The 23,152-nt window shown below is 57.5% G+C and carries 29 protein-coding genes; 18 read left to right on the top strand and 11 right to left on the bottom strand.

What is annotated here, in order from left to right; translation table 11 throughout:
• Both secB and ACP7B1_RS00970 read right to left on the bottom strand, forming a co-directional pair.
• Complete coding sequence (gene secB, locus ACP7B1_RS00975) at window positions 1–507, bottom strand: protein-export chaperone SecB (RefSeq protein WP_223613951.1); 507 nt, start codon at window positions 505–507, stop codon at window positions 1–3.
• 116 nt (window positions 508–623) lie between these two features.
• Window positions 624–1,103 (bottom strand): FxsA family protein, encoded by a 480-nt coding sequence (locus ACP7B1_RS00970; RefSeq protein ID WP_346305566.1) that lies wholly within the window; start codon window positions 1,101–1,103, stop codon window positions 624–626.
• A gap of 189 nt (window positions 1,104–1,292) precedes the next feature.
• On the opposite strand from ACP7B1_RS00970, the gene ACP7B1_RS00965 reads away from it, so the two are divergent.
• Genes ACP7B1_RS00965 through ACP7B1_RS00950 form a run of 4 tightly spaced genes read left to right on the top strand, consistent with a single transcriptional unit; the run spans window position 1,293 to window position 4,041 of the window.
• Window positions 1,293–1,994 carry a Tim44/TimA family putative adaptor protein gene (locus ACP7B1_RS00965; protein WP_288191894.1) on the top strand — a complete coding sequence of 234 codons (702 nt, stop codon included), beginning with the start codon at window positions 1,293–1,295 and terminating at the stop codon, window positions 1,992–1,994.
• A 24-nt stretch (window positions 1,995–2,018) separates the two neighbouring features.
• On the top strand, window positions 2,019–3,119 hold the full coding sequence (locus tag ACP7B1_RS00960; RefSeq protein ID WP_346305565.1) for a murein transglycosylase A: 1,101 nt from the start codon (window positions 2,019–2,021) through the stop codon (window positions 3,117–3,119).
• A complete protein-coding gene (locus tag ACP7B1_RS00955) occupies window positions 3,116–3,673 on the top strand; it encodes a Smr/MutS family protein (protein ID WP_346305564.1) in 558 nt (185 codons plus the stop codon). The genes ACP7B1_RS00960 and ACP7B1_RS00955 overlap by 4 nt, the downstream gene beginning before the upstream one ends.
• Complete coding sequence (locus ACP7B1_RS00950; RefSeq protein WP_346305563.1) at window positions 3,670–4,041, top strand: helix-turn-helix transcriptional regulator; 372 nt, start codon at window positions 3,670–3,672, stop codon at window positions 4,039–4,041. Before ACP7B1_RS00955 ends, ACP7B1_RS00950 begins: the two co-directional genes overlap by 4 nt.
• A gap of 3 nt (window positions 4,042–4,044) precedes the next feature.
• Here ACP7B1_RS00950 and ACP7B1_RS00945 read toward each other — a convergent pair whose 3' ends face one another.
• The 4 genes from ACP7B1_RS00945 to hslV form a co-directional block, all read right to left on the bottom strand.
• On the bottom strand, window positions 4,045–5,013 hold the full coding sequence (locus ACP7B1_RS00945) for a DUF1402 family protein (RefSeq protein WP_346305562.1): 969 nt from the start codon (window positions 5,011–5,013) through the stop codon (window positions 4,045–4,047).
• A gap of 175 nt (window positions 5,014–5,188) precedes the next feature.
• The gene (gene hslU, locus ACP7B1_RS00940) at window positions 5,189–6,496 is read right to left on the bottom strand and encodes an ATP-dependent protease ATPase subunit HslU (RefSeq protein ID WP_346305561.1); all 1,308 of its coding nucleotides are present in this window, start codon (window positions 6,494–6,496) and stop codon (window positions 5,189–5,191) included.
• Window positions 6,496–7,011 carry a GNAT family N-acetyltransferase gene (locus tag ACP7B1_RS00935; RefSeq protein ID WP_346305560.1) on the bottom strand — a complete coding sequence of 172 codons (516 nt, stop codon included), beginning with the start codon at window positions 7,009–7,011 and terminating at the stop codon, window positions 6,496–6,498. The genes hslU and ACP7B1_RS00935 overlap by 1 nt, the downstream gene beginning before the upstream one ends.
• Window positions 7,001–7,555, bottom strand: a complete 555-nt coding sequence (hslV, locus tag ACP7B1_RS00930; RefSeq protein ID WP_105734132.1) for an ATP-dependent protease subunit HslV — start codon at window positions 7,553–7,555, stop codon at window positions 7,001–7,003. Before hslV ends, ACP7B1_RS00935 begins: the two co-directional genes overlap by 11 nt.
• 204 nt (window positions 7,556–7,759) lie before the next feature.
• Here hslV and hisB point away from each other — a divergent pair, with 204 nt between their 5' ends.
• The 7 genes from hisB to coaA are packed head-to-tail and all read left to right on the top strand — an operon-like array spanning window position 7,760 to window position 12,405.
• The gene (gene hisB, locus ACP7B1_RS00925; RefSeq protein ID WP_346305559.1) at window positions 7,760–8,368 is read left to right on the top strand and encodes an imidazoleglycerol-phosphate dehydratase HisB; all 609 of its coding nucleotides are present in this window, start codon (window positions 7,760–7,762) and stop codon (window positions 8,366–8,368) included.
• A 16-nt stretch (window positions 8,369–8,384) separates the two neighbouring features.
• A complete protein-coding gene (locus tag ACP7B1_RS00920) occupies window positions 8,385–8,879 on the top strand; it encodes a DUF2628 domain-containing protein (RefSeq protein ID WP_346305558.1) in 495 nt (164 codons plus the stop codon).
• 2 nt (window positions 8,880–8,881) lie between these two features.
• Complete coding sequence (gene hisH, locus ACP7B1_RS00915; RefSeq protein ID WP_346305557.1) at window positions 8,882–9,532, top strand: imidazole glycerol phosphate synthase subunit HisH; 651 nt, start codon at window positions 8,882–8,884, stop codon at window positions 9,530–9,532.
• Window positions 9,529–10,272: a 1-(5-phosphoribosyl)-5-[(5-phosphoribosylamino)methylideneamino]imidazole-4-carboxamide isomerase gene (gene hisA, locus ACP7B1_RS00910; RefSeq protein ID WP_346305556.1), complete on the top strand. Its 744-nt coding sequence runs from the start codon at window positions 9,529–9,531 to the stop codon at window positions 10,270–10,272. Before hisH ends, hisA begins: the two co-directional genes overlap by 4 nt.
• A complete protein-coding gene (gene hisF, locus ACP7B1_RS00905; protein WP_346305555.1) occupies window positions 10,269–11,072 on the top strand; it encodes an imidazole glycerol phosphate synthase subunit HisF in 804 nt (267 codons plus the stop codon). The genes hisA and hisF overlap by 4 nt, the downstream gene beginning before the upstream one ends.
• Entirely contained in the window at window positions 11,072–11,395 is a 324-nt protein-coding gene (locus ACP7B1_RS00900) for a phosphoribosyl-ATP diphosphatase (RefSeq protein WP_346305554.1), read from the top strand. The genes hisF and ACP7B1_RS00900 overlap by 1 nt, the downstream gene beginning before the upstream one ends.
• Window positions 11,396–11,448: 53 nt before the next feature.
• Window positions 11,449–12,405, top strand: a complete 957-nt coding sequence (gene coaA / locus ACP7B1_RS00895; RefSeq protein ID WP_105734125.1) for a type I pantothenate kinase — start codon at window positions 11,449–11,451, stop codon at window positions 12,403–12,405.
• Here the strand turns inward: coaA and ACP7B1_RS00890 are convergent.
• From ACP7B1_RS00890 to ACP7B1_RS00870, 5 genes are all read right to left on the bottom strand, one after another.
• Window positions 12,392–13,006 (bottom strand): alpha-ketoglutarate-dependent dioxygenase AlkB family protein, encoded by a 615-nt coding sequence (locus ACP7B1_RS00890; RefSeq protein WP_223613965.1) that lies wholly within the window; start codon window positions 13,004–13,006, stop codon window positions 12,392–12,394. The two genes, coaA and ACP7B1_RS00890, sit on opposite strands and share 14 nt — an antisense overlap.
• A gap of 74 nt (window positions 13,007–13,080) precedes the next feature.
• The gene (gene lysM, locus ACP7B1_RS00885; protein ID WP_346305553.1) at window positions 13,081–13,539 is read right to left on the bottom strand and encodes a peptidoglycan-binding protein LysM; all 459 of its coding nucleotides are present in this window, start codon (window positions 13,537–13,539) and stop codon (window positions 13,081–13,083) included.
• A gap of 109 nt (window positions 13,540–13,648) precedes the next feature.
• Window positions 13,649–14,086, bottom strand: coding sequence for an alternative ribosome rescue aminoacyl-tRNA hydrolase ArfB (arfB, locus tag ACP7B1_RS00880; protein WP_426136262.1), 438 nt, complete (start codon window positions 14,084–14,086; stop codon window positions 13,649–13,651).
• Between the two features lie 111 nt (window positions 14,087–14,197).
• A complete protein-coding gene (locus tag ACP7B1_RS00875; protein ID WP_288191881.1) occupies window positions 14,198–15,811 on the bottom strand; it encodes a phosphoenolpyruvate carboxykinase in 1,614 nt (537 codons plus the stop codon).
• Between the two features lie 223 nt (window positions 15,812–16,034).
• Window positions 16,035–16,427: a GFA family protein gene (locus ACP7B1_RS00870; RefSeq protein ID WP_223613969.1), complete on the bottom strand. Its 393-nt coding sequence runs from the start codon at window positions 16,425–16,427 to the stop codon at window positions 16,035–16,037.
• 232 nt (window positions 16,428–16,659) lie between these two features.
• Here ACP7B1_RS00870 and ACP7B1_RS00865 point away from each other — a divergent pair, with 232 nt between their 5' ends.
• The 7 genes from ACP7B1_RS00865 (at window position 16,660) to ahcY (ending at window position 23,028) form a co-directional block, all read left to right on the top strand.
• Window positions 16,660–17,379 (top strand): response regulator transcription factor, encoded by a 720-nt coding sequence (locus ACP7B1_RS00865; RefSeq protein WP_288191879.1) that lies wholly within the window; start codon window positions 16,660–16,662, stop codon window positions 17,377–17,379.
• A 147-nt stretch (window positions 17,380–17,526) separates the two neighbouring features.
• Window positions 17,527–19,314, top strand: coding sequence for a sensor histidine kinase (locus ACP7B1_RS00860; RefSeq protein WP_346306556.1), 1,788 nt, complete (start codon window positions 17,527–17,529; stop codon window positions 19,312–19,314).
• Window positions 19,314–19,772: an HPr kinase/phosphorylase gene (locus tag ACP7B1_RS00855; RefSeq protein ID WP_346306557.1), complete on the top strand. Its 459-nt coding sequence runs from the start codon at window positions 19,314–19,316 to the stop codon at window positions 19,770–19,772. Before ACP7B1_RS00860 ends, ACP7B1_RS00855 begins: the two co-directional genes overlap by 1 nt.
• Window positions 19,773–19,956: 184 nt before the next feature.
• Entirely contained in the window at window positions 19,957–20,358 is a 402-nt protein-coding gene (locus ACP7B1_RS00850; protein ID WP_091879322.1) for a PTS sugar transporter subunit IIA, read from the top strand.
• 13 nt (window positions 20,359–20,371) lie between these two features.
• A complete protein-coding gene (locus ACP7B1_RS00845; protein WP_346306558.1) occupies window positions 20,372–20,686 on the top strand; it encodes an HPr family phosphocarrier protein in 315 nt (104 codons plus the stop codon).
• The gene (locus ACP7B1_RS00840; protein ID WP_346306559.1) at window positions 20,658–21,485 is read left to right on the top strand and encodes an aspartate/glutamate racemase family protein; all 828 of its coding nucleotides are present in this window, start codon (window positions 20,658–20,660) and stop codon (window positions 21,483–21,485) included. The genes ACP7B1_RS00845 and ACP7B1_RS00840 overlap by 29 nt, the downstream gene beginning before the upstream one ends.
• 142 nt (window positions 21,486–21,627) lie before the next feature.
• Window positions 21,628–23,028, top strand: a complete 1,401-nt coding sequence (gene ahcY / locus ACP7B1_RS00835) for an adenosylhomocysteinase (protein ID WP_346306560.1) — start codon at window positions 21,628–21,630, stop codon at window positions 23,026–23,028.
• Window positions 23,029–23,152: the final 124 nt, after the last annotated feature.

Below are 23,152 nucleotides of genomic sequence, written 5' to 3'. Positions count from 1 at the left end.
TTAGCTGACCATCGACTTGGCTTGTTCTTCAGCCATGCGCTGCTGAAACATCTGCGCAAAGTCGATCGGGTCGATCATCAGCGGCGGGAAACCGCCATTGCGGGTTGCTTCCGCAATGATCTGACGTGCGAACGGGAAGAGCAGGCGCGGGCATTCGATGAAAAGCAGCGGCAGGAGATGTTCCTGCGGGAAGCCTTCCAGACGGAAAACGCCGCCATAGACGAGTTCCGCGTTGAACAGGACTTCCTTGCCTTCACCGGCACGGGCCGTGAGGGTCAGAACGACATCGAAATCGTTCTCGGCAATCGGATTGGCGTTGACATTCACATTGATGCTGATGCCGGGAGCCTTGTCCCGCGGGCGCAGCGACAGAGGCGCGCCTGGGCTTTCGAAGGACAAATCCTTCACGTACTGAGCAAGAATGTTCAGTGTCTGCTGCTGGACGCTCCCATTGCCATTGGTCGCTTCATTGCCGTTTTCGGCATTTTCATCAGGCTTTTGAGCCATTGTCTGGAAACCTTCTCTCGTTGCGTCCGCTTCGGCGGTTATCGAATGAATGATGGCTGGCTAGCATGAGAGCCCCAGCGAGGCAAGCCGGGACGAACCATCCTCATGCACGCACGCTATTCTTTCGGGCTCCATGGCGAGTTGGGGTCGGATTTCCTGGAATAATCTTCCGGGTCAAGTTCAATGACACGATCAGCGGAGCGAACGGGCCGGGAATGGCCCGTTGCTGCAGGATTGACCACGACCACGCGGCTCCGGACAAAACGCCAGCCAATATCGCGGACGGCGGGTATGAACAAAAGCAGGCCGATAATGTCCGTGATGAAGCCAGGAACGATCAACAGGAACGCGGCAAAGAACAGCATGACGCCGTGCACAAGTTCGCGGCTCGGCGTCCGGCCGGCGGCGGTTTCCGAACGGATTTTCTGCAGGATGCCAAATCCCTGCAGGCGCAACAGAAAAACACCGAGGAACATCGACAGGATGATCAGGCCGAGCGTTGCCAGAACACCGATCTTGCTGCCAACCACAATGAAGCCGGCAATTTCAAGAAATGGCAGTGCAAGCAGGAACAGGGGCACAAGAGAGGATCGCAACTAATTTACCTTTCGAAGGACATATCCGGTTATAATCCATACCCGGCGTCAATTTCATGCCTATATAGGTATGAACATGAGCATTTGTATGATTGCCTTCAGCAATCTATATGTTTTGGTAATTCGACAAAAGCGCAATGGCCGTACAATGAAACGGCTGACTGAATTTAGGGATGAATGGCAGGCGACATGGAATATCTGGACTTCGGAACGATTTTCTTCTTCGTGGCAGCAGTGGTGATCTTTTTGCAGCTGCGCAAGGTCCTCGGTCGCCGCACCGGCAACGAGCGTCCGCCATTCAATCCGTATGCATCATCGCGCACAGCCGAGGTCGAAGACAAGGCCAAGCCCGGCGATAATGTCGTGTCGCTGCCACGGCGCGGCGAGCCGAAGGAAAACCAGTTTGAAAAGGTGGATGCTCTGGCGAAACCCGGTACGCCGCTGAACGAAGGCCTTCGCACCATCCAGAACGCCGATCCGGCATTCGATCCGGCGAAGTTTCTTGAAGGCTCAAAGATGGCCTATGAGATGATCGTCATGTCCTTTGCCGATGGTGATCGCAAGACGCTCAAATCGCTCCTGTCCCGCGAAGTATTTGATGGTTTCGTTTCGGCCATCGCCGATCGTGAATCGCGCGGCGAAAAGGTGCAATCCTCGTTCGTCGGCATCAACAAGGCCGACATTACCGGCGCTGAAATGAAGGGCACGGAAGCGCACGTGACAGTGCGCGTCGTCAGCGAGCTGATTTCGGCAACCCTGGACAAGGACGGCAACGTGATCGACGGCGACAAGGAAGCGGTGGCTGAAGTCAAGGATGTCTGGACCTATGCGCGGGATACCCGCTCGAAGGATCCGAACTGGAAACTCGTCGCGACCGAAGCCGAAGATTGATTCTCCTGTCGCGAGCGCCAGACCATGCTTTCCCCTCTCTTCAAACCGGTGGCATTCACCGATTGCCCCGGTTGGGAGAACGACAACCAGCTTGAAGCGTTTCAAGCTTTTGTGCGTTCTGCCCGCAGGGTTCTGGAAAAGCCCTATAAAAGCGGATCTCTGGGTATCACTTTTGAGGCCCTCGCGCCTGTTTTCGCTGATTCACGTGAAACATTGGTCGAAAGTGACGAAGAGGCACGGCGGTTTTTTGAAAAATGGTTCCGGCCGGCACGCCTGGAAAATCCCGAGACGGGACATGGTTTTGTCACGGGTTTCTATGAACCCGAGGTGGTTGCTTCTCCGGTTCGAACGGAACGCTACACAGTTCCCTTTCTCAGCCGCCCGAATGATCTGGTGGATGTAGATGACAGCAATCGGCCTGCGGGTTTTGATCCCTATTTCGCTTTCGCCCGGCAAACCCCGATAGGGCTTGCCGAGTATTTTGACCGCGCTGCCATTGAGAGCGGTGCACTCGACGGGCAAAATCTGGAAATAGCCTTTGTGGAAAGTCCGGTCGATGCCTTCTTCATTCATGTTCAGGGCGCTGCCAGGTTGAAGATGACCGACGGTCGCCTGCGCCGCATCACCTATGCGGCGAAGACCGGTCACCGATTTACCGGCGTCGGAAAAATCCTCTTGGATCGCGGTGAAATCCCGCTGGATAAAATGTCGATGCAGGCTATTCGCGCATGGCTCGCCGACAATCCTGACCAGGTTCAAAGCCTGCTGTGGAACAACCAATCCTATATTTTCTTTCGCGAAGCGGCGGTCGACGATGCCGCGCTGGGGCCGATTGCGGCTGCCAAGGTGCCGCTGACGGGCGGACGTTCCCTTGCTGTCGACCGGCTGCTGCATACCTTCGGTACGCCCTTCTATATCTCGGCACCTGCCTTGCAGGCTTTCGGGGGAGAGGGGTTTGCGCGGCTGATGATTGCGCAGGATACCGGGTCCGCCATCGTAGGACCGGCGCGCGGTGACCTTTTTGCCGGGTCCGGCGACGCGGCAGGCGACATTGCGGGCGGCATTCGCCATGACGCCATTTTTTATGCGCTTGTACCCCGGTCATTGTTGGCGGATCGGGCATGAAGCGGTCCAGGGACGAGTTCACCAACATTGAAGACCGGATTCTCTGGGAGAAAGTCGCAAAATCCACCCGACCCCTGAAGGGGAAGGACAAGATGGAATTTCTGCTCAATGCGGTGCAGGATCAGCCAGCAGTTACGCCATCGGCACCCGAAAAGATCAAATCTAAGGCAATGCCAGCGCCGGCTCCGGCAAAACCGGCGATACCTGCGCATCGGCTGCATCCGATCGACCGTCCGACCCACAAGAGGATATCGCGCGGACGGGTGGTCATCGAAGGCCGGATCGATTTGCACGGATTGACGCAAAGCGAGGCCTATGGCCTGCTTCTCGGCTTCCTCCGCCGCGCACACCAGCGCGAGCTGCGCCACGTGCTTGTCATCACCGGCAAGGGATCGTCCATGGGAAGCGATGGGGTCCTGCGTCAGGCGGTTCCGCTCTGGTTCACCACGCCGCCGTTCCGCGTGCTGGTCAATGGCTATGAAGATGCGGCCCGCAATCATGGCGGGACGGGCGCCATCTATGTCCGCATGCGCCGGTTGCCGGAGGTGCCATGACGCCGTTCGGTGAAAAGCTGCGCCAGCTTAGGGATGAGCGCGGCATCTCCCAGAAAGAAATGGCGAAGGCCATCGGGGTTTCGGCTGCCTATCTCTCGGCGCTGGAGCACGGAAGGCGCGGACAGCCGACATGGGACAAGCTGCAGCGCATCATCCAGTATTTCAACATCATCTGGGATGAGGCCGAGGAATTGCAGCGGCTGGCCATGATCTCGCATCCGCGCATCACGATTGACACCGCCGGCCTGCCGCCAGCATCGACGGAATTGGCCAACCTGGTTGCGGCGCATATTCGCGATCTCAAGGCAGAGGTCGTTCAATCCCTGATTGGCGAGATAAAGCGATCCGCCGGCAAGCGGCGGCGTTGACCCTTAAAACAGGGCTTTCAACTGATCGAGCTTGTTGTTGACGAGCCAGCCATAGTAGTTTTCTTCGGGAAGTTGCGGCGGCTGTCCCGCCGCGGCACGGCCTGCATTGGTCTTGGCCAGAGCCCGCGCGCGCGCATCAGCGCCGCCCGTATTGTAGAGCGTCGCGGTGATTCCCGGATTTTTTGAAATATCGAAATCCGCCACCCGCCGGTAGACATCGATGGATTCCCTGATGGTCGCCGCCATGTAGGGAAGGGTGAAGTCCGGGTCCATGATTGTCTTGTAGACATCCGTGGCACGGTCCGCATCCAGCTTCGGCAAACCCGAATAGCGATTGACCATGTCCGTCATCTGCAGTGCCGTCAATGGGCTAAGCTGGCCAAGGCCAAAGGTCTGGCCGGCATAGAAGGGCTGGAAGAACACCGCAGCGAACCGGTTGTCGGGAAAGCGTTTGCCGCCCACCGTCTTGCCACGGAAGTCCGCTTCCCACACACCTTCGCGGCAGGTCCACAGACGCAGGCTGTCCTTGTACTGCGCGCAGGAGGAAAATTGCGGGCGCTTGATGAAGTCGCCAATGCTTTCACCCTGATAATCAAAGCTAAGCCCTTGCTTTACATAGGAAATAGCCTTGACGTAGTAGGTCTGGAGACGGTCGTAAGCATCGACATTATAGGTGTGTTCGCCGACAAGGGCGCCAACGATATGAACCGGATCGATGCCATAGGTCCTGGCAACGCTCGATATCTTCGAACGCAGCTTCGGGTCCGATTTCAGCAGGTTGTAGATTTTCTGATACTTCGCTTCATGCGTTGTATTCAGCTCGCCCGTCCGCTTGATCGAGGCGACGGGAATATTGGGCTGGGTCGCATTGCGATTGCCTTCAGGCACGACGGTTACCGCCGAGGCTGGGTGAAGGGCGGCGGACAGTGAAAGAAGGCAGGTGGTCGCGAAAAGGATCAGATGTCGTTTCATTGTCAGCCCAGAATTTCGATCAAGTCAGATGAACGGTGGCCCGCCCGGGGAGATGCTTAAGCACAACCTCCCTTAACAGGTTCCAGCCGGAGGTGCGCGAAAATAAAAAATGCCCCCTCGGAAGTCGAGGGGGCATCGGTAAATAAGCCCGGAGCGATGCTTATCTGTCACACGGTCAGAGGATGAACCGCGACAGGTCGCTGTTCTTGGCGAGATCGCCGACCGTTTCACGTACATACTTGGCGTCGATGGTATATTCGGCGCCAGCCTTATCAGGGGCGTTGAACGAGATGTCGTCGAGCACGCGCTCCATGACCGTCTGCAGGCGGCGTGCGCCGATGTTCTCGACCGTTGAATTGAGATCAACGGCGATATCGGCCAGTGCGTCGATCGCATCGTCGGTGATATCAAGCTTCACCTCTTCCGTTGCCAGAAGGGCGATGTACTGCTTGAGCAGACTGGCTTCCGGCTCGGTGAGGATCCGGCGCATGTCATCGCGTGTCAGGGCGCTCAGTTCCACGCGGATCGGCAGGCGGCCCTGCAATTCCGGCAGAAGGTCGGATGGCTTGGACACGTGGAAGGCGCCGGATGCGATGAACAAGATATGGTCGGTTTTGATCGGACCGTATTTTGTTGCAACGGTTGTGCCTTCGACGAGCGGCAGCAGATCGCGCTGCACGCCTTCGCGCGACACGCCGGCACCCATGCCGCCATCACGGGCGGCGATCTTGTCGATCTCGTCGAGGAAGACGATGCCGTCATTTTCCGCCGAACGCAGTGCTTCCTGCGTGATCTGATCCTGATCAAGCAGCTTGTCGGACTCGTCATTGATCAGAACGCCGTAGGATTCCTTGACCGTTGTCTTGATGGTCTTGGTGCGTCCGCCCATGGCCTTGCCCAGCATGTCGCTCAAATTGAGCACGCCGATATTGGCGCCTGGCATGCCCGGCAGTTCGAAATTGGGCATGCCCGAAGCGGTGTCAGCCACTTCGACTTCGATTTCCTTGTCATCGATCAGACCATCGCGCAGTTTCTTGCGGAACGAATCCCGGGTTGCCGGGCTGGCCGTCTTGCCGACGAGGGCATCGAGAACACGTTCTTCCGCATTGAGGTGGGCTTTCGCCTTGACATCTTCGCGCTTCTTTTCGCGAACGAGGCCAATGGCAACCTCAACCAGATCGCGGATGATCTGTTCAACGTCGCGGCCGACATAACCGACCTCGGTGAATTTGGTGGCTTCCACCTTAATGAACGGCGCCCCGGCCAGACGGGCGAGGCGACGGGAGATTTCCGTCTTGCCGACGCCGGTGGGTCCGATCATCAGAATGTTCTTGGGCATGACTTCTTCGCGCATCTGCCCTTCAAGCTGCTGGCGGCGCCAGCGGTTGCGCAGGGCAATGGCGACGGCACGTTTTGCGTCCTTCTGGCCGATAATGAACCGGTCGAGTTCAGAGACGATTTCGCGGGGAGAAAAGGTTGTCATCATGGTCTCATTTCATCTGGATTGTCCCGTGCCATCATCAGGGCAGGGCCGTAAATGGATGTGCGGGTATCGAAAGGGATAAAACCCGCCTTCGTATAGGCTTTGATCGCGCGCGCATTGGCCGGGTCCGGATCGAGGATCACGCGCGGCACACCTTCTTCGAAGAGCAGGGAAACAAACTCGTCGATCAGGCGCGACCCATGTCCTGCATTGAGCAGATCCGGTTCTCCGATGAACTGGTCAAGGCCCAGCGTGCCTGTTGGCTGATCCTGATAGGGATGATCATCTTCCAAATGCGGATCATAGGTTTGCAGGTAGCCGATGGGCCGTTCATCCAGCATGATGATGAACGGCTCGACGGATATGCTGTCCATATGCGCCGCAATGGCGTTGAACTCTTCCTTGGGATCATCGCCCCACCATTGCGCCACGTGCGGCTCAGCCAGCCAACCTGAAATCAGATCCAGATCGGCCGGCTCCAACGGCCTGAAGCGGTAGGATGGCTCACTCGGCATCGATCGTCTCGAGCGTTACACTCGTATTGGTGAAGATGCAGATATCCGCAGCTATCTCCATGGCCTTACGGGCAATCTCTTCCGCGGTCTTGTCGGTGTCGACAAGCGCACGCGCGGCTGCCAGGGCATAGTTGCCGCCCGAGCCGATGGCCATGATACCGTGTTCCGGCTCAAGCACGTCGCCATTGCCGGTCAGCGCAAGCGTGATGGATTTGTCGGCCACCAGCATCATCGCTTCGAGGCGGCGCAGATAACGATCGGTGCGCCAGTCCTTGGCAAGCTCGACGCAGGCGCGCATCAGCTGGTCGGGATACTGTTCCAGCTTGCTTTCAAGCCGTTCGAGCAGGGTGAAGGCATCGGCAGTGGCGCCGGCAAATCCGGCAATAACATTGCCTTTGCCGATACGGCGCACTTTGCGCGCATTGCCTTTCATGACCGTATTGCCAAGGCTGACCTGGCCGTCGCCTGCGATGACCACTTTGCCGCCCTTGCGGACCGTGACGATCGTGGTGCCATACATGGTGGAGGGGTTGTGTTCTTGCATTCGATTCTCCTTCAAGCAGGTCCGACTATGCCCCAAATGGCAGCAGATCGAACCCCTTCTGTGCAACTTATGTATGATGCCGCTCTGGAATTGCAAATCTGGAGTTGAACCTGCGCCATCAAAGCATTTGGAGATTCGTCAATCCTGATCTAGAAGGCCAGCATTAATGCCGTTTTTGCGAAACCCAGACGACGGGAAACAGGGATGACCAGTGCCAGCATGCGGACTGCGAAAGTAGAGCGGACCACCAAGGAAACCAGTATTGCCGTTTCGGTCGATCTGGATGGAACGGGCTCGTTTGACATTTCCACCGGAGTGGGTTTTTTCGACCATATGCTGGAACAGCTGTCCCGCCATTCGCTGATCGACATGGACATCAAGGCCAAGGGCGATCTGCATATCGATGATCACCACACGGTTGAAGATACCGGCATTGCCATCGGCCAGGCGATTGCCAGGGCGCTTGGCGACCGGCGCGGTATCAATCGCTATGCTTCGCTCGACCTTGCCATGGACGAAACACTGACGCGCGCGACATTGGACGTCTCCGGCCGCCCTTTCCTGGTCTGGCAGGTGCAGTTTTCCGCTCCGAAGATCGGCACATTCGATACGGAGCTGGTGCGCGAATTTTTCCAGGCGCTGGCGCAGAACGCGGGTATCACATTGCATGTGTCCAATCTCTATGGTGCCAACAACCACCATATCGCCGAAACCTGTTTCAAGGCGGTCGCGCGCACCCTGCGCACGGCTATTGAGGCGGACCCGCGCCAGAAGGGCGTCATCCCTTCAACCAAGGGTTCGTTGAACGGCTGAGAAGAAGGGCTGGGATATGACCAGTTACATTGCTTTGGTACCGCCGTTGCAGGACAACCAGCGGCAAGATGACAAGACCGTCTTCATCCGGGATGGTTTTTCGATAGTTGCTTTCTTTCTACCGGTCCCCTGGCTGTTGTTCAATCGCCTGTGGTTCGAAGCTGCGCTGGTGTTTGCGGCTGTTGCAGCCATCTCCATTGTCGGTTCCTATACGGGGCACGGCAGCCTGGCGGAAATCGTCGCAGCGCTGCTTGCCCTGCTGGTGGCATTCGAAGCCAACAATTGGCGGATAAGGGCCCTTGAACAGCGCGGTTTTGATCAGGCAGCGATCATCGATGCGCGCTCTGCTGCCGATGCCGAGGCGGCCTATTTCCATGGAGAGGCGTTCGCGGCAGACCCTGAGCCGGTTCTGCCGGCAATCGATCTAGCTGTGTCTTCACCCGCCCTCGCGCCGGGAAAGCCGGTTGTCGGTGGCATGCTTGGGCTTGTCGGCTACCGGGGAGATCGTTGATCATGCGTGTTGCCATCATAGATTACGGGTCGGGCAATCTCCGCTCTGCCACGAAAGCGTTTGAGCGGGCGGCGCGGGAAAGCGGCATCGCCGCCACCATCGATTTGACCGCCGACGCCGAACGGGTCCGTACCGCCGATCGCATTGTCTTACCGGGGGTTGGCGCCTATGCGGATTGCCGCCGCGGGCTGCATGCGGTGCCGGGCATGCCTGAAGCGATCCATGAGGTTGCGGTGGAGAAGGCACGACCGTTTCTCGGCATTTGCGTCGGCATGCAGCTCATGTCGTCGCGCGGCCTGGAAAAGACCGTCTCTACCGGTTTCGACTGGATCAAGGGCGATGTCCGCGAAATGGTCCCGTCCGATCCTACGCTGAAAATTCCGCAGATCGGCTGGAACACCCTTCGGCTCACCAGGCCGCACCCGCTGTTTGACGGAATCAAGACCGGCTCGGATGGGCTGCATGCCTATTTCGTGCATTCCTATTTTCTCGACGCTGAAATCGAGAATGATGTACTGGCAGTGACCGATTACGGCGGGCCTGTAACGGCCGCCGTTGCCAATGACAATATGGCTGGCACGCAGTTTCATCCGGAAAAGAGCCAGGCTCTTGGGCTTGCTCTCATCGCCAATTTTCTGAGGTGGCAGCCATGATTTTGTTTCCCGCGATTGATCTGAAAGATGGCCAGTGCGTGCGGCTGAAGCTCGGTGATATGGAGCAGGCGACCGTTTACAACGAAGATCCGGCCGCACAGGCAAAATCCTTTGAAGATCAAGGATTTGACTGGCTGCACGTGGTTGATCTGAATGGCGCTTTCGCCGGCCAGTCCGTCAATGGTGCGGCCGTTGAAGCCATTCTCAAGGCAACGAAAAATCCCGTTCAGCTCGGCGGCGGCATCCGCACCCTGGACCACATCGAAAACTGGCTGGCCAAGGGGCTTTCCCGTGTCATTCTCGGGACGGTCGCGGTGCGCGACCCGGCGCTCGTGATCGAAGCGTGCAAGAGGTTTCCCGGAAAGGTGGCCGTTGGTATCGATGCCAAGGGCGGCAAGGTGGCTGTTGAGGGCTGGGCCGAAGCCTCCGCCCTGGGTGTTGTCGAGTTGGCACGGAAATTCGAAGGGGCAGGGGTCGCGGCAATCATCTACACCGATATTGACCGCGATGGTGTCCTGGCTGGAATAAACTGGGAATCAACGCTGCAACTAGCCGAAGCGGTGTCGATACCGGTGATTGCGTCAGGCGGTCTTGCTTCCATCGCCGATATCGTTCGCATGACCATGCCGGATGCCCGCAAGCTGGAAGGGGCCATTTCCGGCCGGGCGCTTTATGATGGGCGCATCGATCCGCATAAGGCCCTGGCGGTGTTGCGGGAAGCCAGGGAGCGCGCCGCATGACCCTCAAAGCCCGTGTTATTCCCTGTCTCGACGTGAAGGACGGACGTGTCGTCAAAGGCGTGAACTTTGTCGATCTCATCGATGCCGGCGATCCCGTCGAAGCGGCCAGGGCCTATGACGCCGCCGGTGCCGATGAGCTTTGCTTCCTCGACATCACGGCCTCGTCCGACAACCGCGAAACCATCTTTGACGTTGTCGCGCGCACGGCCGAACAGTGCTTCATGCCGCTGACCGTCGGTGGCGGTGTGCGCACGGTTGCCGACATCCGCAAGCTGCTGCTTGCCGGCGCGGACAAGGTCTCGATCAATACCGCAGCGGTGAAGAACCCTGAATTCATCGCCGAGGCTGCGGACAAGTTCGGCAACCAGTGCATTGTCGTGGCAATTGATGCCAAAAAAGTATCGAAGCCGGGTGAGACCGATCGCTGGGAGATTTTCACCCATGGCGGCCGGCAGGCAACAGGCATCGACGCGATTGAGTTTGCCCGCAAGGTGGTCGATCTCGGTGCCGGCGAAATCCTTCTGACATCGATGGATCGCGATGGTTCCAAGATCGGCTACGACATTCCGGTGACCCGGGCTGTCGCCGATGCGGTGCGCGTGCCCGTAATCGCGTCGGGAGGTGTCGGCAATCTCGACCACATGGTCGAAGGCATTCTCGAAGGCCATGCCACCGCCGTGCTCGCCGCATCCATCTTCCATTTTGGTACCTACACGATTGGCGAGGCGAAAGCCCATATGGCCGCGGCCGGCATCCCGATGCGGCTTGACCCCATTCGCCCATTCACCGGAGTTGCGTGATGACAAGCTTCACTCTTGCGGATCTGGAACGGGTCGTTGCGCAACGCGCGGCGTCATCGGATACCAAGTCCTATACCGCCAGCCTCTATGCCAAGGGCATCGGGAAGGCGAGCCAGAAGCTGGGCGAAGAGGCGGTTGAAACCGTTATCGCCGCCGTATCCGGCGACACGCAAGGTGTTGTTTCGGAAAGCGCCGATTTGCTCTATCATCTTCTTGTTGTTCTTGGACTTTCCGGCGTCAGGCTTGATGACGTCCTGGCGGAGCTCGAACGGCGTACGGCACAGACCGGACTTGAAGAAAAAGCCGCCCGTGGACATGGTTGAGCGCATCCATGTTTAAATCACAGGCGTTTGAACGGCAAAGGGATGGGGACGTCATGGATCAGTTGGCACCCAGCGAATTTTCACCCTACCGGTTTTTCAGCGCGGAGCGCTGGGCGGAGTTTCGTGCCGACACACCGATGACGCTGACCTATGACGAGGTCAAGCGCCTGCGGTCGCTCGGCGACCCCATCGATCTTGACGAGGTGAACCGGATTTACCTCTCGCTGTCGCGGCTTTTGTCGGCCCACGTGGAGGCAAGCCAGCTGCTGTTCTATCAGCGGCGGCAGTTCCTCAACACCGGCGACGCTTTCAAGACGCCGTTCATCATCGGCATTGCCGGATCCGTTGCCGTGGGAAAATCGACGACGGCCCGCATTCTGAAGGAACTGCTTGCCCGCTGGCCCTCGAGCCCCAAGGTCGATCTGGTGACAACGGACGGGTTTCTCTACCCGAACGAGGTTTTGCGCTCAAAGGGCCTGATGGAGCGCAAGGGTTTTCCCGAGAGCTATGATGTCGGCATGCTTTTGCGCTTTCTGTCGCAGATCAAGGCCGGTCAGCGCAATGTCAATGCGCCGCTCTACTCACATCTGACCTATGATGTGCTGCAGGGTAAATACCAAACCGTTGATGCTCCCGACATCCTGATTTTCGAAGGTATCAATGTGCTGCAGGTCCGCGACCTGCCGGAAGACGGCAAGATGGTGCCGTTCGTTTCGGATTTCTTCGACTTCTCGATCTATATCGACGCGGACGAAAACCAGATCCACAAATGGTACATCAACCGTTTCATGCGGTTGCGCGAAACCGCGTTCAAGGATCCCAGCTCCTTCTTCCATCGCTATTCCACGATCTCGGATGATTCGGCTCTCGCCATTGCCGAAAACCTTTGGACCAGCATCAATCTGAAGAACCTGAAGGAAAACATCCTGCCAACCCGGCCGCGCGCTGACCTGATCTTGCGCAAGGGTGGCAATCACCTCATCGAGGAAGTGGCGCTCAGGAAGCTGTGACCCGCCGCAATGTCAGGTTGATCCGGCCCGGGGCTTTCAGCAGCGTCGACGTGCCGGGATAGATCCGGTCAACACCGTGGAAGGCCAGCCGGCCTTCATCTCCCAGCACGATGACATCGCCGCTTTTCAAGCGGATGGATTGGGTCTTCTCGCTGCGTTGCACGCCGCCGAAGCGGAAGAGGCAGCTGTCTCCAAGGGATATGGAGACAACGGGGGCGGAGAAATTCTGCTCATCTCGGTCCTGATGCAATCCCATCTTCGCCGTTTCGGCGTAAAAATTCACGAGACAGGCTTCCGGAGCCAGCGGGTAGTTTCCGACCCTCTCCCAGAGGGTCAACAGGCGTGATGGAATGGCGGGCCAAGGCTTTTGCGTGACAGGGTGAACGGCCTGATAGCGGTAACCCCGTTCCTTGTCCGTTACCCAACCGAGCGCGCCGCAATTGGTCATCCGCACGCTCATTTCCTTGCCGGTTTTCGGCATGGCGGGAATATAAAGCGGGGCCTCGGCAACGATGGACCTGATTTCGTCCACAAGGGCCGCCTGTTCGGTCAGGTCGAGATAGTCCGGGAAGTAGCGAATGCCGGGCGCAAGCTGGAGCATGACATTACCTGACGGGAGGGAGGCAAAGACCCGGACTTATGGACAAGCCGGGTCTTTGCATGAAACCGGCGCGATCAGTCGATGGACGGGATACGCAGAACCTGGCCGGGATAAATCTTGTCCGGGCTGGTCAGCATGGGTTTGTTGGCTTCGAAGATCGCAGTGTTCTTCACGCCCTTGCCTTTGCCATAGACCGCTTCCGCGATCTTCCACAAATTGTCGCCGCTCTTGACCGTGTAGAAGACGGGATCCTTGGCCACAGAACCGGTGGTTGTGTTGTCAACGGTCAACGCACCCGTGTCGACTTTGGAAATGCCCAGCGAATTGCCAACGGCAATGATGGCCTTCTCAAGAATTTCCTGGTTGGTAACGCTGCCCTTGAGGATAGCCTTGTCACCTTCGATGACGACGTCAACTTTGTCCGTTCCAAGATTGTGCGAATCGAGCTCTTTCTTCAAATCGCCCGCCTGTGGCTCGTCATTGCCGATGCCGACTTTCTTGCCGACTGATTTAACAAAATCGAATAGTCCCATGTCTGGCTCTCCTTGTTGATTGTTCAAACCGACGAATAGCGTTGTTACATTCCCCATCGATCTTGAAAAGCAAAGAATAACGACAGTCGCTCACGTTCTGTTCCTGACCCTAATCTCCTTTGACCCGACCGCGCATCTTTTTCACATCGGATCGTCCTGCTTTTACTTTGAGACGGCGCTCGACGGATCCTTTTGTCGGCCTGGTTTTCTTGCGTGGCGGCGGTGGCGGTTCTGCCGCTTTGGCGATCAATGCGACCATGCGCTCGCGCGCATCTTCCCGGTTGCGCTCCTGCGTGCGAAAGCGGCTGGCCTCGATAAGCACATCGCCGTCCTTGGTGGCTCTCTGCCCGGCCAGTTTCAAGAGCCGCGCCAGTACATCCTCGGGCAATCCAGCCCGTGCCGCAAAAAAACGCAGCTGCACGGCGGTTGAGACCTTGTTGACGTTCTGGCCGCCGGGACCCGCCGAACGAATAAAACTCTCCTCCAGATCATCCTCATGAATGAAGATCCGGTTGGTGATTTTGATTTGGTTGCGGTTCTCGTCCATAGGGGATTGGTACCCTAATCTTTTCCGGGCGGAAAGGTTCTTTCCAGGCATGGAAAGGCAAAAGGCCCCGCTGGTAAACAGCGAGGCCTCGATCGCGCAATCGGCGTTGGATTATTCGGCAGCAACCGGCGTGTGCGGCGCCGCAGCGCGGATATCGCTATCGACGTGGCTTTCAAATTTGCCGAAATTGACGACGAACATGTCAACCAGTTTCTTAGCCTGCAAGTCATAGGCCTGCTTGTCTGCCCAGGTCGAGCGCGGATCGAGAATGGCCTCGTCCACGCCTGGAACAGCCACAGGCACGGCAAAACCGAAGTTCGGATCGGTGCGGAACTCGGCGCCTTTGAGCGAACCGTCGAGCGCTGCGGTCAGAAGTGCGCGGGTTGCCTTGATGGGCATGCGCTTGCCTGTGCCATAGGCGCCGCCGGTCCATCCGGTGTTCACCAGCCAGCAGTCTACCCCATGTTCGGCGATGAGCTGACGCAGCAGATTGCCATATTCGGAGGGGTGGCGCGGCATGAACGGCGCACCGAAGCAGGTCGAGAAGGTGGCTTCCGGTTCCGTCACGCCGCGTTCCGTGCCGGCGACCTTTGCCGTGTAGCCGGACAGGAAGTGGTACATGGCCTGTGCCGGGGTCAGCTTGGCAATGGGCGGCATGACGCCGAAAGCATCCGCCGTCAGCATAATGATGTTCTTCGGATGGCTTGCCTTGCCGGTCTTGGATGCATTCGGAATGAAATCCAGAGGATAGGCGCAGCGGGTGTTTTCAGTCAGGGAGCCATCGTTGAAATCCGGAACCCGGTTTTCATCAAGCACGACATTTTCGAGCACCGTACCGAAACGCTGCGTCGTTGCGTAGATTTCCGGTTCGGCTTCGGCCGAAAGGCGGATTGTCTTGGCGTAGCAGCCTCCCTCGAAGTTGAAAACGCCGTGCTCGCCCCAGCCGTGTTCGTCATCGCCGATCAATGTCCGCGACGGATCAGCCGAAAGTGTTGTTTTGCCGGTGCCGGAAAGACCGAAAAAGACCGCTGTATCACCAGCCGGACCTTCATTGGCAGAGCAGTGCATGGGCATGACGCCCTTTGCAGGCAGGAGATAGTTCAACGCGGTGAAAACCGATTTCTTCATTTCGCCGGCATAGGCCGAACCGCCGATGAGAACGATCATCCGCGTCAGGTCGACGGCAATGACTGTCTCCGTGCGTGTTCCATGCCGCTTGGGGTCGGCGCGGAACGACGGCAGGTCGATAATCGTCATCTTGGGCACGAAACTTGCCAGCGCATCGCGATCCGGCCGGATCAGAAGATTGCGGATGAACAGCGAATGCCAGGCGAATTCAGTGATAACGCGGGTGTTCAGGCTGTAATCAGTGTCCGCACCGCCGATGAGGTCCTGGACGAACACTTCCTTGCCTTTGGCATGCTCGGCAAAATCCGCATAGAGCAGGGCGAAAGCTTCCGGGGTCATCGGGGCGTTGTTGTCCCACCAGACGTGATTTTCTGTCGATGCATCACGCACGACAAACTTGTCCTTCGGCGAGCGGCCGGTGTGCTGGCCTGTTCTTGCGACCAGCGCTCCCTGTGCTGTCAGCTGCGCTTCGCCGCGCCGCAATGTCTCCTCATAGAGCTCAGCGGCCCCGAAATTATAATAGACCGCCGAAAGCTCCTTCAAGCCTGAGGTGCCGAGCGCGATCGCCGCGTTATGGATACCGGTCTCTCTAGTCATGTGTCCGCCGTTGTTTAAGAAGGTTCAGGGGTCAAATTCAGATGTGCCGCCTCATGCATCTTCCAGCATGAATGCGGTTACATCTGGTCAAAAGCAGAAAAAATGAGCAGTATCAAATGTTTAATCGATTTAAAGAATTTAAATTTCTTTTAAATCGTTTTAAAGCGACAAAATCCACAGGGCAGCGCTGCCGCTGGTTTCGTCCGCGCACCGGTCGTGCGACCTATTCCTCGAAACGGCTCGCTGTGTCACGATCGCGGTCGTATCGTTTCGCAAGCGGAAATGGCGGCAACCAGGACTCGCGACGGACGGTCCAGAGTTCATAGGTAGGCTTCAGTTGGTCGGGGGCATCCAGTGAGCCGAGGTTCACTTCGATTTCGTCTGCGGTGCACGCAAATATGGACGAGCCGCAGCGAGGACAGAAAAACCGCCCGGCGTAGTCGCGCGTTTCACCGTCGATCGTCACCGCATCCCGGGGGAAAATCGCTGACGCATGAAAAAGGGCTCCATGATGTTTGCGGCAGTCGAGACAGTGACAAAGGCCAACCCGGTATGGGAGCCCCGACGCTACAAACCGAACGTTGCCGCACAGGCAACCACCGGTGAATCGGTCCATGCGCACCTCCTTTGAAGTCGAGCGGGTGGAATGTTTACGACGAACAGCACTGTCATGGCAATTGATCGCCAAGGGCCAGAAACCAAATGCATCCAAAGCGCACAATTGCCTGCGGCCGTCATGCGGAAATCACAAAGGGTGACACGAGTTTTGATCTGTGCCACATTTTGTACCCAATTTGTCCGGCACAAGCACGGTCGGATTTAACCTTTTAAACAAGGAAAAGCAGGGCATGAGGGAAGTACCCGCAATGCAGACCATTGCGCTCGTTGATGACGATCGCAACATTCTGACGTCCGTATCGATTGCGCTTGAATCGGAAGGTTACCGCGTCGAGACCTACACCGATGGCGCGTCTGCACTCGATGGGTTGATGGCACGTCCGCCCAATCTGGCCATTTTCGATATCAAGATGCCGCGGATGGACGGTATGGAACTCCTGCGTCGCCTGCGCCAGAAATCCGATTTGCCGGTGATCTTCCTGACATCCAAGGATGACGAGATTGACGAGCTGTTCGGCCTCAAGATGGGCGCCGATGATTTCATTACAAAGCCGTTCTCGCAGCGGCTTCTGGTCGAGCGCGTCAAGGCGGTGCTGCGCCGTGTCGCTGCGCGCGAAGGTGTGGCAAAGCCTGGCAGCCCTCAGGCCAAGTCGCTGGAGCGCGGTCAGCTTGTCATGGACCAGGAACGGCATACCTGCACCTGGATGGGCGAGCCGGTGACCCTGACGGTCACCGAGTTCCTTATCCTGCATTCCCTGGCGCAGCGTCCGGGCGTCGTTAAAAGCCGTGATGCGCTGATGGATGCAGCCTATGACGAACAGGTCTATGTGGATGACCGGACCATCGACAGCCACATCAAGCGCCTGCGCAAGAAGTTCAAGGTTGTCGACGACGACTTCGATATGATCGAAACACTCTATGGTGTCGGGTATCGCTTCCGCGAAACTTGATTCTGATTGTTCCTGTTGTTTGCGTGTAAATGGGCGGGCGATCACGCGTAGGAATGTCAACCATGCGTGATCCGCAGTACAATAAGATTGTCTCAGCGCATTTTGAGTGCGATGAGACAGCCCAATTTACGATACTCTGAGGCAGAAATGGTAGCCGGACTCCAAGGCAGCAATGTTACGCGCAAGAGCGCCGTCATGCGCCGGAAGCGTTCGCTCGCCTTGAGGCGGTTGCTGCAGCCGCTCAATCGGCTCTTCGGCAATTATCTGTTTTCCAGCCTGACCCGCCGCATTCTCTTTCTCAACCTTGCGGGTCTTGCCGTGCTTTTGTCCGGCATCATGTATCTCAATCAGTTCCGTGACGGGCTGATCGATGCCCGCGTTGAAAGCCTGATGACGCAGGGCGAGATCATCGCGGCGGCCATCGCGTCGGAAGCGACGGTCGATACGAATTCCATCACCGTCGACCCTGAAAAATTGCTGGAATTGCAGGCTGGACAGAGCATAACGCCGTCGCCCGATGTGCTGGATAATCTCGATTTTCCCATCAATCCCGAGCGCGTGGCCCCTGTCCTGCGCCAGCTGATCCAGCCAACCCGCACCCGTGCACGCATTTATGACCGCGATTCGAATCTTTTGCTGGATTCACGCCATCTCTACTCCCGCGGGCAGGTGTTACGATACGAATTGCCGCCGATCGATGGCGATGAGCCCAGTTTTCTCGAGCGGTTGACCAACCGGATGACCCGGCTGCTGCGCCGGAGCGATTTGCCGATCTATCAGGAACAACCCGGCGGCAATGGCGCTTCCTTTCCTGAAATTGTGAAAGCCTTGACCGGACAGCCCGCCACCTTCGTGCGCATGACGGAAAAGGGCGAGCAGATTGTTTCGGTTGCGGTCCCGATCCAGCGTTTCCGCGCTGTTCTTGGGGTGCTTCTGCTTTCCACGGAAGGCGGCGATATCGACAAGATCGTGCAGGGCGAACGTTATGCCATTATCCGGGTGTTTACCGTTGCCGCGCTGGTTATGGCCATTCTCTCATTGTTTCTGGCATCGACCATTGCCAATCCGCTGCGCCGTCTTGCGGCGGCGGCGGACCGCGTGCGTCACGGCGTGAAAAATCGTGAGGAAATTCCGGATTTTTCCGAGCGCCAGGACGAAATCGGCCATCTCTCCACCTCCATCCGCGACATGACCAATGCGCTCTATGCCCGCATCGAATCGATCGAGAGCTTTGCCGCCGATGTCAGCCACGAATTGAAAAACCCGCTGACATCATTGCGAAGCGCCGTGGAGACGCTGCCGCTGGCCAGGAATGATGATTCGCGCAAGCGCCTGATGGATGTGATCCAGCACGATGTGCGTCGGCTGGATCGCTTGATCACGGATATTTCCGATGCGTCACGTCTCGATGCGGAGCTGGCACGCGAAGATTCCGAACATGTCGATCTCAAGTTCCTGCTGGGCAATCTCGTGACCGCTGCGCGCGAAGTACGGCGCAACAAGAAGGATACACAGATCGAATTTGTCGTCGGCAAGCTGCCGTCCAACAAGAAGGGCTTCTTCGTGGTTGGCCATGATCTGCGTCTCGGCCAGGTCGTTTCCAATCTCATCGAGAATGCACGTTCGTTCGTGCCGGAAGAGCATGGCATTATCACGGTCTCGCTGCAGCATATGGGCGACCGGGTGCGCATTCTGGTTGAAGACAATGGTCCGGGCATTCGCGTCGAACAGATCGACCGAATTTTCGAGCGTTTCTACACGGATCGCCCGTCAGGCGAAGCTTTCGGCCAGAACTCCGGCCTTGGACTCTCCATCAGTCGCCAGATCATTGAGGCGCATGGTGGCACCTTGAACGCGGAGAACATTATCGATCCCAATGATCCCGACAACTATCTCGGTGCCCGCTTCACCGCGATTCTCCCGGCCGAGATCTGATGCGGGACGATGAAGGCGAATTGATCCACGGGAGTGCCGTGCTTGTGGGCGAGCATGGCGTCCTCATCCGTGGCGCCTCCGGTTCGGGAAAATCCTCCATCGTGCGGGCGCTGATGGACCGCGCTTCTTACAGAGGTATGTTTGCCGCCCTGGTCAGCGATGATCAATGCGCCGTGCGGGTTAAGTCGGGGCGTCTGCTCTGCACGGCTCCCGGCATTTTGCGGGGTGGATTGGAAGTGCGCGGCTCTGGATTGCATCGGGCGGATTTCGAGGAAAGTGCCATTCTCCATCTCCTGGTTGATCTGGTCGAACCGAACCAATCGGTTCGGTTTGGCGAAGATGCGGCAACGCATCTGCAAGGCGTCGCAATCGGGCATCTAATTCTGCCAAAATCGGAGATAGATGCGGCCTGCCGGGCCATCGAAGCCAGGCTGTTTCAGCAGGTATGGAAAAAATAATTGTTGTAACTCAATAAGTTGCACTGACGACCTGCGATAAAATGACTGACAGTCACGCACAAGTCATTTTTCCGCTTGCCTTCGCGATTCGTCCTGCCAAAATGCGACACCTGCCAAGTGGGGCATTCAATGCGCAGAAAAAAGCCTAAACCCAATGGGCTGGCGCAACAGGAGCAGTTTCAGAATGATCGGACTCGTGCTTGTGACGCACGGAAGACTGGCCGAGGAATTTCATCATGCTGTTGAGCATGTGGTCGGTCAGCAGGAATATTTGGAAACCGTCTCAATCGGTGCCGATGACGATATGGAGCAACGCAGGCGCGACATTGTCGATGCGGTGGCGCGGGCCGATAGCGGCAATGGCGTCATCATTTTGACAGATATGTTTGGCGGTACTCCTTCCAATCTGGCCATTTCGGTGATGGAATCAGGACGGATCGAGGTTATCGCTGGCGTCAATCTGCCCATGCTGATCAAGCTGTCGAGTGTACGCGTCACCAATGATATGGCGGCGTCGCTGCGCGAGGGGCAGGATGCCGGACGCAAATACATCAATGTGGCCAGTCAGGTGCTGACAGCCAAATAGAGGTTGAACACGCATGCGCCTGACAGGAGAAACGACCGGCACGTTTGATCCGGACAATGCGCTGGTTGCATCTTTCGAGATCATCAACCGACGCGGGCTGCATGCGCGCGCTTCCGCCAAGTTCGTCCAGCTTGTCGATGGTTACGACGCCCATGTGCGCGTCGAGAAAGACGGCATGATCGTGGGTGGAACTTCCATCATGGGGTTGATGATGCTCGCCGCCTCGCCGGGCTGCTGCATCAAGGTCAGCGCTTCAGGCCGGCAGGCCAGCGATGTGATGATGGCCCTCGGGGCACTCATTGCCGATAAGTTCGGCGAAGAAGCCTGATGTGACGCTCGTCAGCCCGATTTCTGTCTTTGATGCGGGGATCGGCAGCTATGCCATTGTCGATCTGCTCCGGCAGCGGCTTCCCAGGCAGGATATCCTCTATTTCGCCGATCGCGCCAGCTTTCCCTATGGGAGAAAACCGCGCAGCGAGTTGCTGTCCGTCATGGACCGGACGATGCGGTTCTTGATGGCGCATGAGCCCTCGGCCATCGTCGTCGCGTCGAACGTGCCGTCGATAACCGTGATGGATGACCTGAAATCCATGGTGAACGTGCCCCTCTTTGGGGTTGTGCCGCCGCTGGCGGAAGCCCTTGCGACGACGCAAACCGGCAAGGTCGGCATCATGGGCGTGCAGTCGATGACCGGAAGCCCGCAGTTGCGGCAGTTCGTCGGCAGGCATACCGGTGATCCCGATGGCGTCGCTCTGATCGATGCCTCGCCCATGGTCGACCTTGTGGAGAATGGCGACTTTCTGTTCAATCCCGCCGCGACCCGGCAAAAGGTCGATGATTTCCTCGGCGCGGTTTTTCGCAACCATCCGGATATCGACGTGCTCACCCTGTCGAGCACGCACCTGCCGTGGCTCCGTTCTTATTTTGAGGCCAGCCGTCCGTCCTGCCGGTTCCTGGATCCGGCCGAGGCGATCGTGCAGACCATAGGCGCGGGGACGCAGGGTAGCGGCACCACCATCGCCATTGCTACCGAAAGCGCCGAATATACGCTGGATGCATTCAGGGCGATGCTGGCAAAACTGGGGATCGCCCTGCCTGTCAGTCCTGTTTCGCTGCCACTGCAATAAAACAACTGCCCTTCGGATATGCACGCATAAGGATTTCTTTATATCCCATTGTGCGCTCCGCCCTAATCTGATAGTCAACAGCAACCTCCGGTCGCCTCGGAATGGCGGCTGGACCGAAAAACAAAGACGGAGCTGACAACAGATGGCCGATAAACAGGATTTTATAGTCAAGGACCTTGAGCTGGCCGCATGGGGCCGCAAGGAAATTGAAATCGCCGAAACCGAAATGCCGGGCCTGATGGCCAGCCGCGAAGAGTTTGGCACGTCCAAGCCGCTCAAGGGCGCGCGCATCACCGGTTCGCTTCATATGACGATCCAGACCGCGGTCCTGATCGAAACGCTGCAGGCCCTGGGCGCAACCGTGCGCTGGGCATCGTGCAATATCTTCTCGACCCAAGATCATGCGGCGGCGGCAATCGCAGCCACCGGAACGCCGGTTTTTGCCGTCAAAGGCGAAACGCTGGAAGAATACTGGACCTATACCGACAAGATTTTCCAGTGGCCGGATGGCCAGCCTTCCAACATGATCCTCGATGATGGCGGCGATGCCACCATGTACATCCTGATCGGCGCGCGCGCTGAAGCCGGTGAAGACGTTCTGTCCAATCCGGGCAGCGAAGAAGAAGAAATCCTCTTTGCCCAGATCAAGAAGCGCATGAAGGAAACGCCTGGTTTCTTCACCAAGCAGCGCGATGCGATCAAGGGTGTCACGGAAGAAACGACAACCGGTGTGAACCGTCTGTACCAGTTGCAGAAGAAGGGCCTCCTGCCTTTCCCGGCAATCAACGTCAACGACAGCGTCACCAAGTCGAAGTTCGACAACAAGTATGGCTGCAAGGAATCGCTGGTGGATGGCATCCGCCGTGCTACCGACGTCATGATGGCCGGCAAGGTTGCCGTGGTTTGCGGTTACGGTGACGTGGGCAAGGGGTCGGCCCAGTCGCTCCTCGGTGCCGGTGCACGCGTCAAGGTCACGGAAGTGGATCCGATCTGCGCGCTGCAGGCTGCGATGGATGGTTTCGAAGTGGTCACGCTTGAAGATGCCGCACCGACCGCCGACATCATCATCACCACGACCGGCAACAAGGATGTCATCAAGCTCGATGACATGCGCAAGATGAAGGACATGGTGATCGTCGGTAACATCGGTCACTTCGACAACGAGATCCAGGTCTCGGCACTGCGCAACCTCAAGTGGAACAACATCAAGCCGCAGGTCGACATGATCTCGTTCCCGGACGGCAAGCGCATGCTGCTTCTCTCCGAAGGCCGTCTGCTCAATCTGGGCAACGCAACGGGACATCCGAGCTTCGTCATGTCCGCATCGTTCACCAACCAGGTTCTGGCTCAGATCGAGCTTTACAGCCGTGGCGCACAGTACAAGAATGAGGTCTACGTCCTGCCGAAGCATCTCGACGAAAAGGTCGCGCGCCTGCATCTCGATAAGCTTGGTGCGAAATTGACGACCCTTTCGGACGAACAGGCTGCCTATATCGGTGTGACACCGAACGGTCCTTTCAAGTCGGACCACTACAGATATTAATCTGTTAACCAGTACACACAATATATGGAAGCCGAAGGATTGACAAATTCTTCGGCTTTCTTTTTTGCGCGGAGTTCTTCCCGTCGATTCGTCAAGGGTTTATTGTAGTGATTCGGGATAGCTT

The organism is Phyllobacterium sp. SL163 (genome assembly GCF_049896885.1).
Classification (GTDB): Bacteria; Pseudomonadota; Alphaproteobacteria; order Rhizobiales; family Rhizobiaceae; genus Phyllobacterium; species Phyllobacterium calauticae.
Note: the sequence above shows the minus strand (reverse complement) of the source record. Positions and strands in the feature narration are given on the sequence as shown.

Bases quoted from the DNA above. Each gene is read 5' to 3' on its own strand.
- ACP7B1_RS00855 (WP_346306557.1), top strand. From the start codon at position 19,314: ATGCGGGACGATGAAGGCGAATTGATCCACGGGAGTGCCGTGCTTGTG.
- ACP7B1_RS00920 (WP_346305558.1), top strand. From the start codon at position 8,385: ATGACCAGTTACATTGCTTTGGTACCGCCGTTGCAGGACAACCAGCGG.
- ACP7B1_RS00955 (WP_346305564.1), top strand. From the start codon at position 3,116: ATGAAGCGGTCCAGGGACGAGTTCACCAACATTGAAGACCGGATTCTC.
- arfB (WP_426136262.1), bottom strand. From the start codon at position 14,086: ATGGACGAGAACCGCAACCAAATCAAAATCACCAACCGGATCTTCATT.
- ACP7B1_RS00870 (WP_223613969.1), bottom strand. From the start codon at position 16,427: ATGGACCGATTCACCGGTGGTTGCCTGTGCGGCAACGTTCGGTTTGTA.
- ACP7B1_RS00850 (WP_091879322.1), top strand. From the start codon at position 19,957: ATGATCGGACTCGTGCTTGTGACGCACGGAAGACTGGCCGAGGAATTT.
- ACP7B1_RS00960 (WP_346305565.1), top strand. From the start codon at position 2,019: ATGCTTTCCCCTCTCTTCAAACCGGTGGCATTCACCGATTGCCCCGGT.
- coaA (WP_105734125.1), top strand. From the start codon at position 11,449: ATGGATCAGTTGGCACCCAGCGAATTTTCACCCTACCGGTTTTTCAGC.
- hisA (WP_346305556.1), top strand. From the start codon at position 9,529: ATGATTTTGTTTCCCGCGATTGATCTGAAAGATGGCCAGTGCGTGCGG.
- ACP7B1_RS00865 (WP_288191879.1), top strand. From the start codon at position 16,660: ATGAGGGAAGTACCCGCAATGCAGACCATTGCGCTCGTTGATGACGAT.
- ACP7B1_RS00875 (WP_288191881.1), bottom strand. From the start codon at position 15,811: ATGACTAGAGAGACCGGTATCCATAACGCGGCGATCGCGCTCGGCACC.
- hslU (WP_346305561.1), bottom strand. From the start codon at position 6,496: ATGACAACCTTTTCTCCCCGCGAAATCGTCTCTGAACTCGACCGGTTC.
- hisH (WP_346305557.1), top strand. From the start codon at position 8,882: ATGCGTGTTGCCATCATAGATTACGGGTCGGGCAATCTCCGCTCTGCC.
- hisF (WP_346305555.1), top strand. From the start codon at position 10,269: ATGACCCTCAAAGCCCGTGTTATTCCCTGTCTCGACGTGAAGGACGGA.
- lysM (WP_346305553.1), bottom strand. From the start codon at position 13,539: ATGGGACTATTCGATTTTGTTAAATCAGTCGGCAAGAAAGTCGGCATC.
- ACP7B1_RS00935 (WP_346305560.1), bottom strand. From the start codon at position 7,011: ATGCCGAGTGAGCCATCCTACCGCTTCAGGCCGTTGGAGCCGGCCGAT.
- hslV (WP_105734132.1), bottom strand. From the start codon at position 7,555: ATGCAAGAACACAACCCCTCCACCATGTATGGCACCACGATCGTCACG.
- secB (WP_223613951.1), bottom strand. From the start codon at position 507: ATGGCTCAAAAGCCTGATGAAAATGCCGAAAACGGCAATGAAGCGACC.
- hisB (WP_346305559.1), top strand. From the start codon at position 7,760: ATGACCAGTGCCAGCATGCGGACTGCGAAAGTAGAGCGGACCACCAAG.
- ahcY (WP_346306560.1), top strand. From the start codon at position 21,628: ATGGCCGATAAACAGGATTTTATAGTCAAGGACCTTGAGCTGGCCGCA.
- ACP7B1_RS00950 (WP_346305563.1), top strand. From the start codon at position 3,670: ATGACGCCGTTCGGTGAAAAGCTGCGCCAGCTTAGGGATGAGCGCGGC.
- ACP7B1_RS00900 (WP_346305554.1), top strand. From the start codon at position 11,072: ATGACAAGCTTCACTCTTGCGGATCTGGAACGGGTCGTTGCGCAACGC.
- ACP7B1_RS00945 (WP_346305562.1), bottom strand. From the start codon at position 5,013: ATGAAACGACATCTGATCCTTTTCGCGACCACCTGCCTTCTTTCACTG.
- ACP7B1_RS00860 (WP_346306556.1), top strand. From the start codon at position 17,527: ATGGTAGCCGGACTCCAAGGCAGCAATGTTACGCGCAAGAGCGCCGTC.
- ACP7B1_RS00890 (WP_223613965.1), bottom strand. From the start codon at position 13,006: ATGCTCCAGCTTGCGCCCGGCATTCGCTACTTCCCGGACTATCTCGAC.
- ACP7B1_RS00965 (WP_288191894.1), top strand. From the start codon at position 1,293: ATGGAATATCTGGACTTCGGAACGATTTTCTTCTTCGTGGCAGCAGTG.
- ACP7B1_RS00845 (WP_346306558.1), top strand. From the start codon at position 20,372: ATGCGCCTGACAGGAGAAACGACCGGCACGTTTGATCCGGACAATGCG.